Below are 16,931 nucleotides of genomic sequence, written 5' to 3' on the forward strand. Positions count from 1 at the left end.
TGCAGGCCGGAAAGGCAGAAAATTGGTTTGCCGTGCTAACTGTGGATGACATACACTAGCCACGACGTTAACTATTTGTAAACAGGAAGATATCTATGTCACAACTCGTTCATTTCCAGGGCAACCCGGTTGCTGTTGCAGGTTCCATTCCACAGTCTGGCAGCAAAGCACAGCCTTTTACTCTGGTGGCTAAAGATCTGTCTGACGTCACGCTGAGCCAGTTTGCTGGCAAACGTAAAGTCCTGAACATTTTCCCAAGCATCGATACGGGCGTTTGTGCTGCATCAGTGCGTAAATTCAACCAGCTGGCGACCGAAATGGACAACACCGTAGTGCTGTGCATTTCTGCTGACCTGCCGTTTGCCCAGTCCCGCTTCTGCGGCGCTGAAGGCCTGAGCAACGTCATCACCCTTTCCACTCTGCGCAGCCCGGATTTCCTGGAAAAATACGGTGTTGCCATTTCCGAAGGCGCGCTGAAGGGTCTGGCTGCTCGTGCGGTGCTGGTGATCGACGAAAACGACAACGTTGTTTTCAGTGAGCTGGTTAACGAAATCACTACCGAACCGGATTACACCGCTGCACTTGAGGCACTTAAAGCCTAAACGTAAAAAAGCCTCTGCAAAGAGGCTTTTTTATTTATTCGTCACCCTTCTTCTGATTTAACCCATACTCGCGCAGCTTATTCGCAATCGCGGTATGTGACACCCCAAGACGTTTAGCCAGCTTGCGCGTGCTCGGATAGCTGCGATAAAGCTGCGTTAACACCGAACGCTCGAAACGGCTGGTGATGTCATCCAGCGAGCCTTCCATTGCCTCTTCGCCTACCGAGACCGTCCCGGCATCGTAATCCGGCAAGAGAATATCCTGAGGACGCAGTTCATACCCTTCAAGCTGAGTTAATGCGCGATAGACCGCATTTTTTAGCTGACGAATATTGCCCGGCCAGCCGTAACGCGTCAGCACGGTACCCAGGTCGGCAGAGAGCTTCGGACGCGGCACGCCCTGCTCGTCGGCAAAACGGGCGACGAAGAGTTCCGTCAACGGCATGATGTCCTGCGGGCAATCGCGCAGCGGCGGAATATTGAGCGTCAGAACGTTGAGACGATAGTAGAGATCTTCGCGGAATACCCCTTTCTGCACCAGCTCCACCAGGTTTTTCTGGGTGGCACAGATGACGCGTACATCCACGTGCACTTCATGATCTTCCCCCACGCGGCGGAACGTGCCGTCATTGAGGAAACGCAGCAGTTTCGCCTGCATGCGTGGCGACATTTCACCAATCTCGTCCAGCAACACCGAGCCGCCATTCGCCTGTTCAAAGAAGCCTTTTTTGCCTTCCGGCGCATGCCCGAACAGTTCACTTTCCACCGCATCTTCAGGAATAGACGCGCAGTTCAGCGCCAGATACGGTTTTGCCGCACGCGGGCTGGCCATGTGCACAGCATGCGCCAGCAGATCTTTCCCCGTACCGGTATCCCCGGTAATAAGCAGCGGTGCCGTAAGATTTGCCAGCTTGCGCGCCTGGTCGAGCACGTGACGCATCTTCGGGCTCACCGCAATAATCTGGCTGAATGCGCCGACGTCCTGGCTGGAAAGGTTCTGTAACTGGCGTCCCATGCGCACCGTGGAGCGCAGCATGATTACCGCGCCGGTGAGCACCCGCGCGGCATTTTCACCTTTCAGGTAGACCGGCGTGATCTCCATCAGGAAATTCTGTCCATTGATGACGACGTGCTCGCTATGGGTATTTTGCGGGTTGCTGTCCAGCCAGCGCTGGAAATTAAAACCTGGGATCAATTGCGTGGCGTAATGACCGATAAGCTTTTCCTGAGTCTGCGCAAACAGCTGGCAACTGGCCTGGTTAACGCGCTCGACTTTGTTTTTCAGATCGAGAGAGAGAAACGGCTCCGGCATTGCTTCCAGCAGTGCGCTCAGCGCAAGGTGTTCCCGCTCGGATGGCATCCAGGGGATGGTGCGTACATCCGTAACGCCAGCGATACGGCGGATTTCGGCCATCAGGCTACTGAAGGTATTAAATTCAATTTCGGCAAAATTGAGGTAAATTCGCCCGACAGGGTCGATCTCTATGCCACGTAAATCAATGCTACGTAAAACAAGAAGATCGAGTAACTCGCGGGTCAGACCGAGACGGTCCTCACAAAAGACTTCCAGACGCATGGGAAATTCACCGTTTAAGCCAATAACAGTAAAATGATATGTCAGATCACGGTATTCGGGAAGGTGGCTGTCAACAAATATTGACAGCCCGCACGATTAGTAAACGAAACCTCACTGAGCAGGTTTTTTATTGAGCGTCTCTTTAAGCTGACCAATCAATTCGCGACGGAAATCCCCCAGCCGCGGCTTATCGCCATCGATCCAGGGGAGTGGACGACAAACCTCCATCGCTTTGATTCCTAAGCGTGCCGTCAGCAGACCGGCACCAATCCCCTGCGCCGCCCGGGCAGAGAGACGCGCCGCAAGATCCTGCGACATCCAGTCCATCCCGACCTCCCGCACCAGTTCGCTTGCCCCGGCGAAGGCGATATTCAGCAACACCAGTTTGAACAGGCGCAGTCGGCTGTAATAGCCAAGCTCAATGCCATACAGTCTGGCGATGCGGTTGATCAGGCGCAGGTTGCGCCAGGCGATAAAGGCCATGTCCACCATCGCCAGCGGACTGACGGCAATCATCAGGGTGGATTCCGCCGCCGAGCGGCTGATCTCACGACGAGCCTGCGCATCCAGTACCGGCTGAACAATGTGCGCATAGAGCGTGACCACTTCCTGGTCATTCTGGGTTTCGTGGATCGCCGCATACCAGCGCTGAAGCGCCGGGTGAGAGTGATCTATCCCGGCCTGAGCCGCAAGCTTTTCACAAAAAGCACGCCCTTTTCCGGTGCCGTGGCTGTGCAGCAGATCCCGCGCTTCATCGCGTTCGTGCGCACGCTGACGCAGACGCCAGAGGCGACGCCACTCGGTCACGACCGAGCCGACGCCCGCACCAACGATCAACGCCCCAGCGGCGCATCCCCCCAGCGCTACCCAGTCCTGGGTTTGCCAGGCATTGACGCCCCACTGCACGCCCTGACCAATTACGCTCACGCCAAAAAGGGCTAACCCGGCGGTCACCATCTTACGCCACAGGCTGCGTTTCGGGCGCAGTGCCGCATCAACGACCGCTTCCGCCTGCCCCTCTTCAACCAACGGCTCCTCTGCCAGCACGGGAGCAAAGTTGTCGGCCTGCGGACCGCTGAAGGTTTGCGCTGTTTTAAACGCCTCATGCGGGGACTGCTCAAGCTGGCCGGTAAAATCAATGCGGGGCTTTAACGGTTCCGTCATCGTAATTTATCTCCAATTAAAAACTCCAGCGCGGCATCCAGACGGATATGCGGCAATGGCTGGTCAACGTTCATGCTCTGCGGACGGAAATCTTCGAACTGAAAACCCTGGCTTTGCCAGAAAGCCTGGCCCGGCAGACGTGGGGGAACTTCGCCCGGATAGACCGTGAGCGGCTCACCGTCGCTGAGTCGGTTGCCCCGCAGGGCCGGAATTTTCTCGCCATTCACGTCAATCAACCCACTCTGCGTAGCCTGTACGGACGCCAGACCCAGACAATCCATACTAATCCCTTCGAACGCCGCGTTCTGCCAGGCATCCTGTACCAGCTGTTGCAGTAGGGATACCATGTTGGCGTGCTGATCGACCGTCACATGATCAGCTTTTGTGGCGGCAAACAGCAGCTTGTCGATGACCGGCGAGAATAAACGGCGAAACAGCGTACGCTGGCCATAATGAAAACTTTGCATCAGCTGCGTCAGCGCCAGCCGCATATCATTGAACGCCTGCGGCCCGCTGTTGAGGGGTTGCAGGCAGTCCACCAGCACGATCTGGCGGTCAAAGCGTAAAAAATGATTTTTATAAAAACCCTTAACCACCTTCTCACAGTAATAATTGTATCGCTCGCGGAGCATACCGGCGTTGGTGGTCTTGTCTGCCTGTGCCAGCTTCGATTCGCCGATGCGGTCAACGTCCGGCCACGGGAAAAACTGTAGCGCGGGAGCACCGGCCAGATCTCCCGGCAGAACAAAACGGCCCGGCTGAATAAAATGCAGCCCCTCCTGCTTGCACTGATGCAGGTAATCCGTCCAGGCCTGGGCTATCACGGCCAGACGGTTTTCATCCGCCGGCGCCAGCGGATCCAGCCCTTCGCAAAGCTGGCGCCATTTGGTCGACCACTCTGCCCGCTGCCCCTGCAACAGACCGGTCATCTGTCGGGACCAGCTCAGGTAATCCTGCGCCAGCATCGGTAAATCGAGCAGCCATTCTCCCGGATAATCCACAATTTCGAGATACAGCGTGGACGTTTCTTTAAAGTGACGCATCAGGGATTCATTCGAGCGAAAACGAAGCGCAAGGCGAATTTCGCTCACGCCACGCGTCGGGGTGGGCCAGGCGGGAGGCTCCCCGTATAACTGTGCCAGACCTTCATCATAGGTGAAACGGGGGATGCCAAAATCACGTTGCGGTACGCGTTTTACGCCTAACAATCGCTCCTCGCGCACCGCGCTAAGCAGTGGCAGGCGCGCCCCAGCATGCAGGTTCAACAGCTGATTGACCATCGCCGTAATGAATGCCGTCTTACCGCTGCGGCTCAGCCCGGTAACGGCAAGACGCAGATGGCGATCAACGCCACGGTTCACCAGAGAATTGAATTCGTTTTTAAGTCGCTTCATCGCCGTCCTTCATTGTCTGGAACCCTGAACAAAGTCACTTCAGAATACAGTAAATTGGGGCAGATCGTTGATTATCAATTCTTAATTATTGCTATTGCCGTTTTCTCTCCAGTAAGATGGACGCAATTGCTGTCCGTCTGGAGTGAGTAAGGTGTATGTCACCCACCATCTATGATATTGCCCGCGTTGCTGGCGTTTCGAAATCAACCGTGTCACGCGTTCTGAATAAACAAACGAATATTTCTCCTGAAGCGCGTGAAAAGGTGTTGAAGGCGATAGATGAGTTAAATTACCAACCTAATAAACTTGCCCGCGCACTCACCTCTTCTGGCTTCGACGCCATTATGGTTATTTCGACCCGCTCAACCAAGACCACTGCAGGAAATCCCTTTTTCTCAGATGTACTGCATGCCATTACGGCAAAAGCAGAAGAAGAAGGTTTTGATGTTATTTTACAAACGTCTAAAAGCAGTGAAGATGATCTGCAAAAATGCGTGGGTAAAATAAAGCAGAAGATGATCAAAGGCATCATCATGCTAAGCTCGCCGGCGAACGAGTCGTTTTTCTCGACGCTGGATGAATACGGTGTGCCCGTGGTCGTCATTGGTAAAGTGGAAGGAAATTACCAGAATATCTATTCTGTCGACACGGATAATTTCCGCGACAGCGCCATATTAACAGACTCGTTTATCACGCATGGCCGCACCAAAATTGCCTGCCTGCATGCCCCGCTCGATTATCACGTCTCTATCGATCGCCTGGCGGGTTATAAATTCAGCCTTGAGAAACACGGCATCGAAATTAACCCGACCTGGGTTATCGATGGCGGCTATACCCATGAAAGCGCGCTTCAGGCGGCCTGCCAGCTACTCTCCTCAGACAACCCGCCCGATGCGGTTTTTGCGACTGACAGCATGAAATTGCTGAGTCTTTATCGTGCCGCGGATGCGCTAAATCTGGCGATCCCGGAACAGGTCGCAATGGCAGGATACAGCGACCCGATGCTATCTCTCATTTTAACCCCTGCACCAGGCGGCTTTGATATCCCCACGAAAAAGCTTGGCGAAGAGAGCTGCGATTTGTTGTTCAGGTGCATTGCGGATAAACCTGCGCCGCATAAGGTATTGGTTGAAACACATTTTTCAGATGCAGCTTCGTTACGCTAAAAACCAGGGGCAAACGCCCCTGGTATAACGTCATCAGAACGCGTAATTGACGCCGACACCCGCATAGTGGAAGCGGTCGCTCTCGCCTTCGTCATGATTTTCCCATTCGTAGGCATACTCGAGCGTCATTGAAAGGCCATTCGCAAAGTCATAAGCATAGAGCAGACCCAGTCGATTGAAGTCATGCCCTTCACGAGTTGGATCGTCCTGCCAGTCCCAGTTTGACCAGCGATCGAGCCCCAGACGGGTGTAAGGTGTAAGCGTTGTCTGGCCTAATGAAACAGGCAGGTAGGCACGAATCTCCTGGGTGGAGAATTCACCGTTATTACGTGAACTGTCCATATTGAAGCCACGCTCTAAATAGTAGTTAACTTTTGCAGAGACGGTTTCGTTTATTGTCCAGGTAAATCCGGTTTCCGTTTCGACGCGGCTGTCAGAATAACCGGTTTTTCCCAGGTCATTCGCAAACTGGTACATGGCAAACCAACCGCCAAAACGCCAGTCATCTGTTAATTTCACATCCCAGTCAGGCTGAATTTTATAGCGCTGCATATTAGCACTACCGTCTTTCGCACCGTGCTCATCTTTAAAATGATATCCATAATTACGGAAACCGCCCGTAAGACCCAGCGTAAAATCCTCTGTGCCAATGAAGCGATACCGTAATTCAAATTCAGGACGATCGAAATAGGTGCCGCGCGTCATGCTGCTGTAATCAACCGGACCTTCCTGATACATCGCCAGTGAAATTGTCCACGCATCATACGTGGCGTTAAACCACACGGAAGGTTCATATAATCCATCTTTATCGTCGCCCTGACCTTCGACGTTTTCAATTTCATACATGGCACCAATATTAAATTCCCACTGTTTGGTTGACTCTGTTGCTTGCGCGCAGCTTACCCCTGCGCACAGAACGAGCGCAGCACTTCTTAGTAGAGTACTCATTAAAATATTCCTTTATAATTAACATACAAAAAAACCGGAAACTTTCATTTCCGGCGAATACCTTTCTTATCTAATAGCTGCTTCAGTATCAGCATCGAAGAAATGGCACTTACTCATATCGAACTGGATGCCGATATTATCTCCTGCAACGTAATCATCCGCCGCTCCCGCACGGACAACCAGTTCATGCCCGCCCACGTTGGCATAAAGCATAAATTCTGCCCCAGTCAGCTCAGCGACGCTGATCTTCGCCGCGATGTTTTCACCGCTGCGCTGTAGCGTGAGAATGTCTTCCGGACGGATCCCAAAGACGACCGCTTTGCGCTGGTAACCTTGCGCATTCAGTACGGCCAGCTTCTCCTCCGGGATCTCCAGACGCAGCGTTTCCGTCACGAAGTATCGGTCGTCGATCGCGCCACGAATGAAGTTCATCGCAGGTGAACCAATAAAGCCTGCAACGAACATATTCGCCGGCTCGTTGTAAACCTGCTTCGGCGCGCCCACCTGCTGAATGATGCCGTCTTTTAAAATCACAATACGGGTCGCCATCGTCATGGCTTCCGTCTGATCGTGCGTCACGTAAATCATGGTGGTGTTGAGCTTCTGGTGCAGCTTGCTGATTTCAGCGCGCATCTGTACACGAAGCTTGGCATCGAGGTTTGACAGCGGTTCATCCATCAGGAAGACCCCTGCTTCACGCACTATCGCCCTGCCTAACGCCACGCGCTGACGCTGACCACCTGACAATGCGCCAGGTTTACGCTGGAGATAGTCGCGTAAACCCAGGATCTGGGCCGCCCAGCTAACACGTTCTTCGATGATGGAAGGTGCTATTTTTTGCATCTTCAGGCCAAACGCCATGTTGTCGTAGACCGTCATATGCGGATAGAGCGCATAGTTCTGGAAGACCATTGCGATATCACGGGACTTGGCGGGAACATCATTCATACAAACCCCGTCAATAATCAGTTCACCTGCGCTGATCTCCTCAAGGCCGGCAATCATTCGCAGCGTCGTGGATTTCCCACAGCCCGATGGACCGACGAAGACGATAAATTCTTTATCTTCAATCTCGAGATTGAAATCCTTAACCACGTGGACCTGGTTATCATAGATTTTCTGAATGTGTTTCAGAGACAGTTGAGCCATTATTAATTCCTTATCAATACGCCCGGGATGCCCAGAACGCCGTCAGGCGTTCCCAGGTCAGTTCCTGCGTTGAATGAAGTTGTAATACCGCATGGTTCAGGCCAGGCCCAATCCCGACCGACAGCATTCCTGCGGCGTTGATCGCATCTACCCCTGCGGCGGCATCTTCGATACCAATGGCCTCTTCAGGACGCACGTTCAGTCCTTTACAGGCTGCAAGGAAGATCTCCGGGTCCGGCTTTGAGCGGCAAATGCGCGAAGCATCGGCGCAAAAATCGAAAGCCTGATGAATACCCAACGCGTGCAAAATCCCAGGGGCATTAAGCGATACGGATGCCAGCCCAATTTTGACCTTCGCGGCGCGAATATCCGCCAGCACGTCGCGAATACCCGGGAGCAGCGAATCCTGCGTCAGTGATGCCAGCGACTGGACGTAAAGCGCGTTTTTTTTCGTTGCCAGCGCCAGGCGCTGCTCGTCACTGAACATCCCCTCTTTCCCGCCATGTTTCAGAATACGCTGGAGGGAGTCCATTCGGCTTATTCCCTTCAGCTGTTCGTTAAATACTTCATCGAAGGTAATACCAATCTCCTCCGCCACGGCGCGCCAGGCCAGAAAGTGAAGATGCGCGGTATCGGTGATCACCCCGTCCAGATCGAATACAACAGCGTTAAGCGTCATGGCGCCCCTCCGTGGTAGCGGTCCCATTAACAGGTGCAAGAAAGTCCTTATGCGCGCAGACTTTTCGCCCTGATACATGCAGCGTTTTACCCCACAGCGTCAACGTGACAGGTGCGGTAGTCTCAATGGTTAACTGGTCATTTTCACAGGTAATGTGCATTGTTGCGTCCCGCCACCGCAGCGGGAAGGCGAGTTTCTGCCAGTGAACAGGCAGTTTCGGTGAAAGATGCAGCTCCCCTTCGCTAATGTGCAGGCCAGCAAACCCCTGAATAGCGCCCAACCAGATCGCACCGGTGGCGGCAGCATGAATACCGTCATCACTGCTGTGTGGGTCGTCCCCCAGGTCGATGGCGATACCGTCACGCCAGAAGGCATACGCCCCCTCGGTGTCACCGCAGCGTGCGAGCACAATGCCGTGAATCGCTTTACTCAGGGATGAATCATGAATCGTACGTGGCTCGTAGAACGCCAGATTGGCGGCACATTGCTGCGGCGTAAACCGTTCCGGCAGCAGGTAGTTAAGCATCACCACATCGGCCTGCTTCAGGATCTGCATCTCGTTCACTTCCGCGCGAGAGTAATCAAGCAGAATGGTTTGCTTACCCGCTTTGGCTTTATAGCGGCTCAGATCGATGGCAGGTTTTGCCATGAAGGTATCATCCTGCGGGATCACACCGTCTGCGTCGGCCTCTGGCAGCCACAGGCGCGCCAGGAACTTCCCGGCATTCTCCGTAAAACGCGCATCTTCACGGCCAAACATCGCCATAAACTGACGCGCGCAGGCAACGTTGTGCCAGGCCAGATAGTTGGTGTAGGCGTTGTTGTTGACATGCTCGGTGTATTCATCCGGTCCGATCACGTCATGGATCTCAAGACGACCATTGATTTCCGTCGCGCGTCCCATCCAGAACGAAGCGGTTTCCATCAGTAGCGTCAGCCCCTCATTCCGCATAAAGGCATCGTCGTGTGTTGCCTGCCAGTAAGCGACCACGGCCCAGGCGATATCAGCCACGATGTGATGTTCAGCGAGTGCGGAAGCCACCTTCTGGCGAACCCCGGTGCGGATGTTAATGGCCGCGAATTCTGGCGTCTCTTCCTGTCCGCTGGCCGCACTTTCCCACGGGAACAATGCACCCGGCCAACCGTTACGGCGCGCTTTTTCCCGTGCGCCTGCCAGATTAAGCCAACGATAGCGTAGCAGGCTGCGGGCAATCTGCGGGCGGGTAAACAGATGGAACGGCAGCAGGAAAATTTCGGTATCCCAGAAGACGTGCCCCTTGTACCCCTCACCCGTCAGCCCTTTCGCCGCAATACTGCTTCGCTCATCATGAGCAGGCGTCATTGTCGTCAGATGCCAGACGGCGTAATCCAGCGCCTGCTGATCCTGTTGCTCTGTGGAAGTCACTTCCACACGTGCGTCGCGCCAGACATCTTTCCAGGCATACGCTGAGCTTTCAAGCAACGCCTCATAACCTCTTGCCGCACAGACTTTAAGATCGGCCAGCGCGTTGCGCGCGAATGACTCCTGCGACAGCGCTTTCTCGCTACGATGAGCCACCCAGACGATCTTCTCAAGCGTGACAGTGTCACCCCGAACAATCGTCAGCGAATGATGCACGCTGAGACGGCGGTTTTTGGCGGTGAAACAGCTGTCGCTTTTCGTCGAGAGCTGGCAATACGCCGAAACCACAACCTCAGATGCACGGTCCTGCGTTTCATACACGCCCTGCATGTAGTGCTGGTCAAAGATCCTGACCGAGATTTCATCCAGATGCTGTCTGCCGCTGTTCGTTTGTGTCGCATCTATGCCGGTTTTCAGCACGGCCTGAGCGTCGCCATCAAGCGGTGTGATCGAGAACTGCATTGCCACTAAGGGCAACTGGTCCAGCGAAACAAAACGACGGCTCTCCAGCCGATAACGTTTCCCGTCGGGTGCACGCCAGACAACGTTGCGATGCAGTTCGCCGTTAGCAAAGGCCAGCTCGCGCTGCCATTCAAGAATTTCGCCTGACAGGAGCGTGAAATTGACGCCATCAAGCTCAACATCAATACCGGTGATATCCGGCAGATTGACCAGCTCAGTAGTCTCGTTGCGACCCGCGCAATGATAAAGCCCCGCGAGATACATGCCTCTGGTCTGCTGGGTGTAATCTTCTTCATGCGTAGCGCGAATGCCCATGTAGCCATTCCCGCATGTCATGACAGAGGCATATTTGTTCAGGCTGTGAGGACAAAAGCCCGGATCGTTTAATACAGACACGTTCAGCATAATGTCACGCTTTCCCCTGTTTCTGCTGATTCATAAAGCGCGGCAACAAGCTGTTGTATAACCAGACCCTGTTCTGCGTCAGCGATCATAACGTGCTCTCCCAGCACATGACGCACGAAGGCATCCATACTGCGCAGATGGCGCTGATCGTCCGCCTCTTCACGATGGATAAGGGTTTCTAAAACACCGGCTTCGTCGTTATAGATATGCGCCGGGAACAGCGTTGCGCCTGCCTTATCACCGCAGAAAGAGACGTTCATGATGGACTGCTCGCGGATGTTAAGCGCAAAGGAGGTGTCCAGACGCAGAACGCCGCCGTTGCAGAATTCAATCGTGCCAAACAGGGCATCTTCCACGGTAAACTGCGTAGGATCCCATTCGCCAAACTGACCGGTGTGTTTCCGGTTCCCCAGTCTCTGGAAGCTGTGCGCGGTTACCCGCTTCACAGCCGGGAAGCCCAACACGTACATCGCAGCATCCAGCATATGAATGCCGATATCGATAAGCGGCCCGCCACCCTGGAGCGATTTATTGGTGAAAACGCCCCACCCCGGCACACCGCAGCGACGCAGCGCCTGCGCGGAAGTGAAGTAAATTTCACCGAGTGTGCCGTTCATTACCGCATCGCGCAGGAGCTGGGTATCCAGCGCAAAGCGATGGTGAAAATCGTACGCGAGGACTTTTCCGGCCTTGCGCGCCGCGATGCGCATCTGGTCGGCCTGTTCAGGCGTCATTGCCGGCGGCTTTTCACACATCACATGGCAACCCGCTTCGAGAGCCGCCATCACATGTTCAAAATGGAACCGGTTAGGCGAACAGACGCTCACCACATCCGGTTTTATTTTCTGCAACATCTCGTGAGCGTCCTGCCATGCCGATGGAATGGCATAACGTTCCGCGAACGCCTGTGCCTGCTCAAGGCGGCTGTCCATGACAGCCACCATTTGAACATCACTGCGCGTGGCGTAATACGAGGCATGCACTTTGTCTGCAACCTGCCCGGCGCCAATGATGGCGACGCGCAGAGGCAAAGGTGTAGAAGCACTCATCACGCTCGTCATCCTTAGCATTCACGCAGGTAATTGAGTGAGTCCTGATAGGCTTGAGCCGGGTCGTCGGCACGAACCCGGCACTCGTACACCACATAACCCTGATAGTTATCAGCACGCAGCTGACCGAACAGGCTGGCGAAATCGAGGCTGCCGCTGCCCGGCTGATAGCGGTGGTTATCAGCAATGTGCACATGACCCAGCAGGTCGCGGTTGTGATGCAGCGCTTCCGTCAGTGAGTCTTCTTCAATGTTCATGTGGTAGAAATCACCGATGATCTGCACGTGCTTCAGGCCGTTCTCTTCGATATAACGACGCGCGTCGGCCAGGGTGTTGATCATATGATCCTGATAGCGGTTCAGCGGCTCCAGGTAGACGGTAGTACCGGTGCGCGCTGCTACCTCATCCAGCCAGCGCAGGGAAGCGCTGACCGCTTTGCGATCGCCGTCCAGGCTACGTGGCGAAGTCATTGGCGGCAGACGGAAGGTAAACATCCCCCAGGCAGCCGGAACAATAATCCCCTTGCCGCCCACTTCTGCCAGCGCTTCCAGAATGCGTTCAATCTGCTGGAGACCGTTCAGGCGGCGTTCTTCGATGAAATCCCCGATCCAGCCATCGTATCCGCCACACGCCGTCGTGACCGGCAGACCGGTGGCTTTGATAGCGGCTTTCACTTCGTCGAGATGTTCAACCAGCAGCCGGCCATCTATTTCGTAGCCATCAAATCCCATCGCTTTGATGTATTTGAATTTTTCCATGATAGCGGTCGGGAAAAAGGCCTGGTTTTGTGTTGCGATTTTCATGATTTGCTGTCCTTAGCTTAAAAAGTAACGCCCATTTTGATACTGAGTTCCGGGTGCTGATCGACATACTTCATGTAGCTTTCCGGGCTGGTGGTGAAGGTGACGACCGGGTCGATCAGATCTTCACAATTGAGATAACCGTTCATCAGCAATTCCCAGCAGGTCTCTTCAATACGCTTGCGACTCCAGCGTGGATAATCCGGGTTGGGTTCACTGCATGCGCGGGAGAAGACAATCTTCGCGTTGTTGAAGTGTGCTTCGCGGCCCAGGTTGAAGCCTGCCGCAAAAGGTTTGGCGAAAGCCACGTAAGAGATCGTGCCGCCGTAGGCGAGTCCGCGCAGCGCAGATTGCAGCGCATCTGCAAAGCCGCTGGTTTCGATGATCACATCAGCGCCCTGCTTGCCGGTCAGTTTCTTAATTTCAAGACCGACATCGGTACCGATTGGGTTCAGGCAGTGGTCTGCACCGTGACGGCGGGCGATCTCACAGCGATGTTCAATAGGATCGACACCAATAACCACTGACGCGCCAGCTTTTTTCGCCAGCTGAATCGCAATCTGGCCAATAGCGCCCAGCCCGACAACTACAACGAAATCCCCTACGCGGACGTTAGCATCACGCACGCCGCTCATGGCGAACTGAGCCGGATCGTAACAAACAGCGTTTTTCCAGGATGCGCCCTGCGGCATTTTGCGCAGCTTATAGTTGTTCACCGCGTTGACGATGACCGTTTCCTGCAATGGGCCGTAGCAGCAAACGCTGTCGCCGATCTGGTATTCCGTTACGTCCGCACCACATTCGATGATGTCGCCGACGATCATGTTTCCCAGCTGGAATTTACCAAATTCGATGCCGCGTGCTGCCCCCTCTTCACGTGGGGTAAACATCTGCCACTCGGCGTTAAACTCTTCATCAATGAACGGGCTTGCCGCGCGGAAATCCACAACTTCGGTGCCGTGTTTCGGGGCGCCATAACGGGCACGAATCTTCACTTCATGTGCTGCAACAGGACGATCTTCGTATTCCACCAGCGCCGCTACACGAGGCGCTGTCGCAACTAATTTTTTCATGACTCACTCCTTGTTAAAATCGGCCGCCTCAGCCCTTTACGCCGCCGGCGGTCAAACCACTTTTAATAAAACGTTCAGACAGGGCATACATAATGACAACGGGCAGTGCCGTCACCAGCGATGCCGCCATCATGCGACCCCAGATGTAATCTGGCGTACTGAAGAGCGTGTTCAGCCCCACCGGCAACGTGATGTTGCTGGCGCTGGACAGGAAAATGGAGGCGAACAGGTAGTCATTCCACGCCACCATGAAGCAGTAAACGAAGACTGACACCAGACCCGAGATCGCCAGCGGCACGGTGATGCGGAAGATGATTTGCAGGCGGTTCAGGCCGTCCATCATCGCGGCTTCTTCTATCTCATCCGGGATAGTGTCGAAATAGCTGCGCAGCATAAAGACCGCAGTCGGCAACGTCTGCGTCACCATGGTGATGATCAGCGCCAGTTCGGTGTCATAAATGCCGAGCGCGGTGATGATTTTGAACAGCGGCACCACCAGCAGGATCCCGGAGAACATATAGACGGTGTAGAAGCTCGCATTGATCGTCGTGCGCCCTTTAAAGCGCAGTTTGGATAACGCATACGCGCCCAGCGTGCCGAGAAACACCGCAATGACCGAGGAGGTCAGCGACACCACCATGCTGTTACGGAAGTAATCCACAAACGGGAAAATCAGCGGGTTAAAGATGTCGATGTAGTGCTGTAGCGTCCACTCCTGCGGCAGAATGGTCGGGTGCAGCGAGATCGCCTCTTTCGCGCTTTTGAACGACGTCATCAACATCACAAAAAACGGAAACAGCGTGATAATCAGAAATAGCGCCAGTCCCAGATAAAAACCGATACGGCCCAGAACGCGTTTATTTGTTGCCATTGAGGTTTACCCTTTTTCTGGTCAGCAGAATGACCGCGAAGATGATCACAAACAGCACAACGGAAATGGCGGCTGCTTTACCCAGGTCATTGAACGCAAAGGCGGTTTTGTAGAGATATACGCCCAGAATGTCGACCTTGGTGGTGAGCAGATACACATCCGCAAACATGTAGAACATCCATATGGTTCGCAGCGTGACCACCGTAGCCAGCACCGGCATGATGGCGGGCAACGTCACGATACGAAAACGCTGCCAGGCATTCGCTCCGTCCATCTCTGCCGCTTCGTACAATGATTTATCAATGGTCTGCAAAATTGCGAGGAACGAGATAAAGGCGTACGGGAAGTAACGCCAGATGGCGAACAGCACAACCAGGACAAAACTGCTGCCAGGATTATCGAACCACAGCGGCGCCTGATCGTAGAGATGCAGCAGATCAACGCCAAGATAGTTCACAATTCCGTAGCCGTTGTTGAACATGTATTTCCAGGCAAATACCAGTGAAATAGACGGCGTCACATAGGACAGTATCACCAGTGAACGTGCCGTTTTCCGCATGCGGAATTCACGGTTAAAGAAGATCGCTACGGCCAGCCCCAGTCCGGTGCTGCCAATCACCACCAGCGCCGTATACCAGAACGTCATCCACAGGGAGTGCCAGAACGCAGCATCGCCCAGGATGCGAATGTAGTTATCCAGACCGACGAACACCGCATCAATACGCGGATTCAGCGGTAAACGTAAAAAACTGATTTCAATGTTTGAAATCATTGGCCAGGCCACCAGGCCCCCCAGCAAAATCAGGCTGGGGGCCAACAGCAGCATGGCGAAAGGCATATCTGAACGACCAGAAAACAACGTCTTCATAATTCCCTTCGCAAAGCGCTCCTATCGTTGTGATATCAGGTCAGTCAGTTTCTTCTGGCTGTTGCTTAACGTCGCATTGAGATCTTTTTGTCCCACCGTCACGTTATGCACCATGGAACTGATAATGCCGGACCCGGTAACATCTCCCATGCGGGTAAAGTTCTTGTCGCCCACGGCACCAAACACCTGGACGTTCGGGAACTGCGCAATCAGCTCGTAAGGCAGTTGACCAAAGGCCTTGATAACGTCGTTGTTTTTCCAGGAATCTGTGCCCACCACGAGTTTATTGACCGGTAGCGCGGCGCCCGGAGACATCATGACCCAATCAGAGGCGTTCTGAGCCTGCTCCATCCAGGTGACAAATTGCTCGGCGGCCTGCGTTTCCTCTTCGGTCTGGCCGGTAGTGATCGTCAACGAAGTGATCATGCCGTACACGGCTGATGATTTTTCCGTCGGGACCACGAACCCCAGGTTGGCCGGATTGCCATCTTTGAAGACCGCGGGCAGGATATAGGTAGAGTAAACGGCCATAGGCGCAGAACCGTTCATGAAGGCGTCTTTGATCTCCATGACATCATTCGAGCCCGGCATGGTGTTCGCGGCCAGTGCCCTATAAAACTCCAGCGCTTTCGACATCTCAGGGGTATCGATTTTCACGCTGCCGTTTGCATCAAAGACGTTGGCCCCTCCTGACAAAGCAAATTGCGAGAAAGCCTGCTCCGTCATAACGCTTTCTGCGGTTGGAAGCGCGATACCGTAATGTTTTTTAGCCGGATCGTTGAGCGCCTGACTGGCTTTCAGCAGTTGCTCCCAGTTGTGCGGCTCTTCAATACCCGCTGCCCCGAGCGCATCTTTGTGATACCAGATGCCGGACAGCCAGGCGCTAACCGGCACCCCCGTCCATGCGTTGCCATCTTCCGTGCGAACCACGCGTAAAATGCCGTCGTAAAATGTCTCCTCGCCCACCGCCTTGATGGCGCGGCCGATGGCGTCACGATCCAGTAGCTGCTCTTTATCCATGACTTTGGCGTAGTCATGGCTGATCTCAATCACCTCCGGCAGCGCATCGGTACGAGCCAGGGTAATTACCTTGGTGTTGTAGGCATCTTCTTCAACGGGTACCTGCTTCACCGTAATCGACGGGTTCTCTTTCTCGAATTTTTCAATCAATTTCGTGATAACGGCCTGACGCTCCTGTTCTACCGACGAGTGCATAAACTCAATGGTGACCTGAGATGCTTTATCGTCCTTACAGCCTGATAACAGGGCGCACGAAACCAGTGCTGATAACAGCACAATTTTTGGCATTTTCATTTTAGGGTC

At 54.0% G+C, this 16,931-nt stretch carries 15 protein-coding genes; 2 read left to right on the top strand and 13 right to left on the bottom strand.

From position 1 onward, the window contains the following. Positions 1-95: 95 nt before the first annotated feature. On the top strand, positions 96-602 hold the full coding sequence (tpx, locus tag HWQ15_RS20645; RefSeq protein WP_003856889.1) for a thiol peroxidase: 507 nt from the start codon (positions 96-98) through the stop codon (positions 600-602). 34 nt (positions 603-636) lie between these two features. On the opposite strand, the gene tyrR is transcribed toward tpx, so the two are convergent. The 3 genes from tyrR to HWQ15_RS20660 form a co-directional block, all read right to left on the bottom strand. Continuing rightward, complete coding sequence (gene tyrR / locus HWQ15_RS20650) at positions 637-2,178, bottom strand: transcriptional regulator TyrR (protein ID WP_022648289.1); 1,542 nt, start codon at positions 2,176-2,178, stop codon at positions 637-639. Positions 2,179-2,289: 111 nt separating this feature from the next. Then, positions 2,290-3,342 (bottom strand): YcjF family protein, encoded by a 1,053-nt coding sequence (locus tag HWQ15_RS20655; protein ID WP_023306373.1) that lies wholly within the window; start codon positions 3,340-3,342, stop codon positions 2,290-2,292. After that, on the bottom strand, positions 3,339-4,736 hold the full coding sequence (locus HWQ15_RS20660) for a YcjX family protein (protein WP_022648291.1): 1,398 nt from the start codon (positions 4,734-4,736) through the stop codon (positions 3,339-3,341). Before HWQ15_RS20660 ends, HWQ15_RS20655 begins: the two co-directional genes overlap by 4 nt. A gap of 155 nt (positions 4,737-4,891) precedes the next feature. On the opposite strand from HWQ15_RS20660, the gene HWQ15_RS20665 reads away from it, so the two are divergent. Beyond that, positions 4,892-5,902 (top strand): LacI family DNA-binding transcriptional regulator, encoded by a 1,011-nt coding sequence (locus tag HWQ15_RS20665; protein WP_022648292.1) that lies wholly within the window; start codon positions 4,892-4,894, stop codon positions 5,900-5,902. 33 nt (positions 5,903-5,935) lie between these two features. Here the strand turns inward: HWQ15_RS20665 and HWQ15_RS20670 are convergent, their stop codons facing one another. The 10 genes from HWQ15_RS20670 to HWQ15_RS20715 form a co-directional block, all read right to left on the bottom strand. Next, positions 5,936-6,850, bottom strand: a complete 915-nt coding sequence (locus HWQ15_RS20670) for an OmpG family monomeric porin (RefSeq protein ID WP_023300241.1) — start codon at positions 6,848-6,850, stop codon at positions 5,936-5,938. 66 nt (positions 6,851-6,916) lie between these two features. Continuing rightward, positions 6,917-7,999 (bottom strand): ABC transporter ATP-binding protein, encoded by a 1,083-nt coding sequence (locus HWQ15_RS20675; protein ID WP_022648294.1) that lies wholly within the window; start codon positions 7,997-7,999, stop codon positions 6,917-6,919. A 13-nt stretch (positions 8,000-8,012) separates the two neighbouring features. After that, positions 8,013-8,678 (bottom strand): beta-phosphoglucomutase, encoded by a 666-nt coding sequence (gene pgmB / locus HWQ15_RS20680; protein ID WP_063149438.1) that lies wholly within the window; start codon positions 8,676-8,678, stop codon positions 8,013-8,015. Continuing rightward, a complete protein-coding gene (locus HWQ15_RS20685; protein WP_063149437.1) occupies positions 8,668-10,947 on the bottom strand; it encodes a glycoside hydrolase family 65 protein in 2,280 nt (759 codons plus the stop codon). Before HWQ15_RS20685 ends, pgmB begins: the two co-directional genes overlap by 11 nt. Further along, positions 10,941-11,999: a Gfo/Idh/MocA family protein gene (locus tag HWQ15_RS20690; RefSeq protein WP_139153392.1), complete on the bottom strand. Its 1,059-nt coding sequence runs from the start codon at positions 11,997-11,999 to the stop codon at positions 10,941-10,943. Before HWQ15_RS20690 ends, HWQ15_RS20685 begins: the two co-directional genes overlap by 7 nt. Before the next feature lie 11 nt (positions 12,000-12,010). After that, entirely contained in the window at positions 12,011-12,799 is a 789-nt protein-coding gene (locus tag HWQ15_RS20695; protein ID WP_023306377.1) for a sugar phosphate isomerase/epimerase, read from the bottom strand. A gap of 17 nt (positions 12,800-12,816) precedes the next feature. Next, a complete protein-coding gene (locus HWQ15_RS20700) occupies positions 12,817-13,869 on the bottom strand; it encodes a zinc-binding alcohol dehydrogenase (RefSeq protein ID WP_015570403.1) in 1,053 nt (350 codons plus the stop codon). Positions 13,870-13,897: 28 nt separating this feature from the next. After that, positions 13,898-14,740, bottom strand: coding sequence for a carbohydrate ABC transporter permease (locus HWQ15_RS20705; protein WP_063149436.1), 843 nt, complete (start codon positions 14,738-14,740; stop codon positions 13,898-13,900). After that, positions 14,727-15,608, bottom strand: coding sequence for a carbohydrate ABC transporter permease (locus HWQ15_RS20710; protein ID WP_022648300.1), 882 nt, complete (start codon positions 15,606-15,608; stop codon positions 14,727-14,729). Before HWQ15_RS20710 ends, HWQ15_RS20705 begins: the two co-directional genes overlap by 14 nt. A gap of 21 nt (positions 15,609-15,629) precedes the next feature. Continuing rightward, positions 15,630-16,922, bottom strand: a complete 1,293-nt coding sequence (locus HWQ15_RS20715) for an ABC transporter substrate-binding protein (RefSeq protein WP_063216139.1) — start codon at positions 16,920-16,922, stop codon at positions 15,630-15,632. Positions 16,923-16,931 lie beyond the last annotated feature (9 nt).

This window comes from Enterobacter sp. DSM 30060 (assembly GCF_013375955.1).
Classification (GTDB): Bacteria; Pseudomonadota; Gammaproteobacteria; order Enterobacterales; family Enterobacteriaceae; genus Enterobacter; species Enterobacter intestinihominis.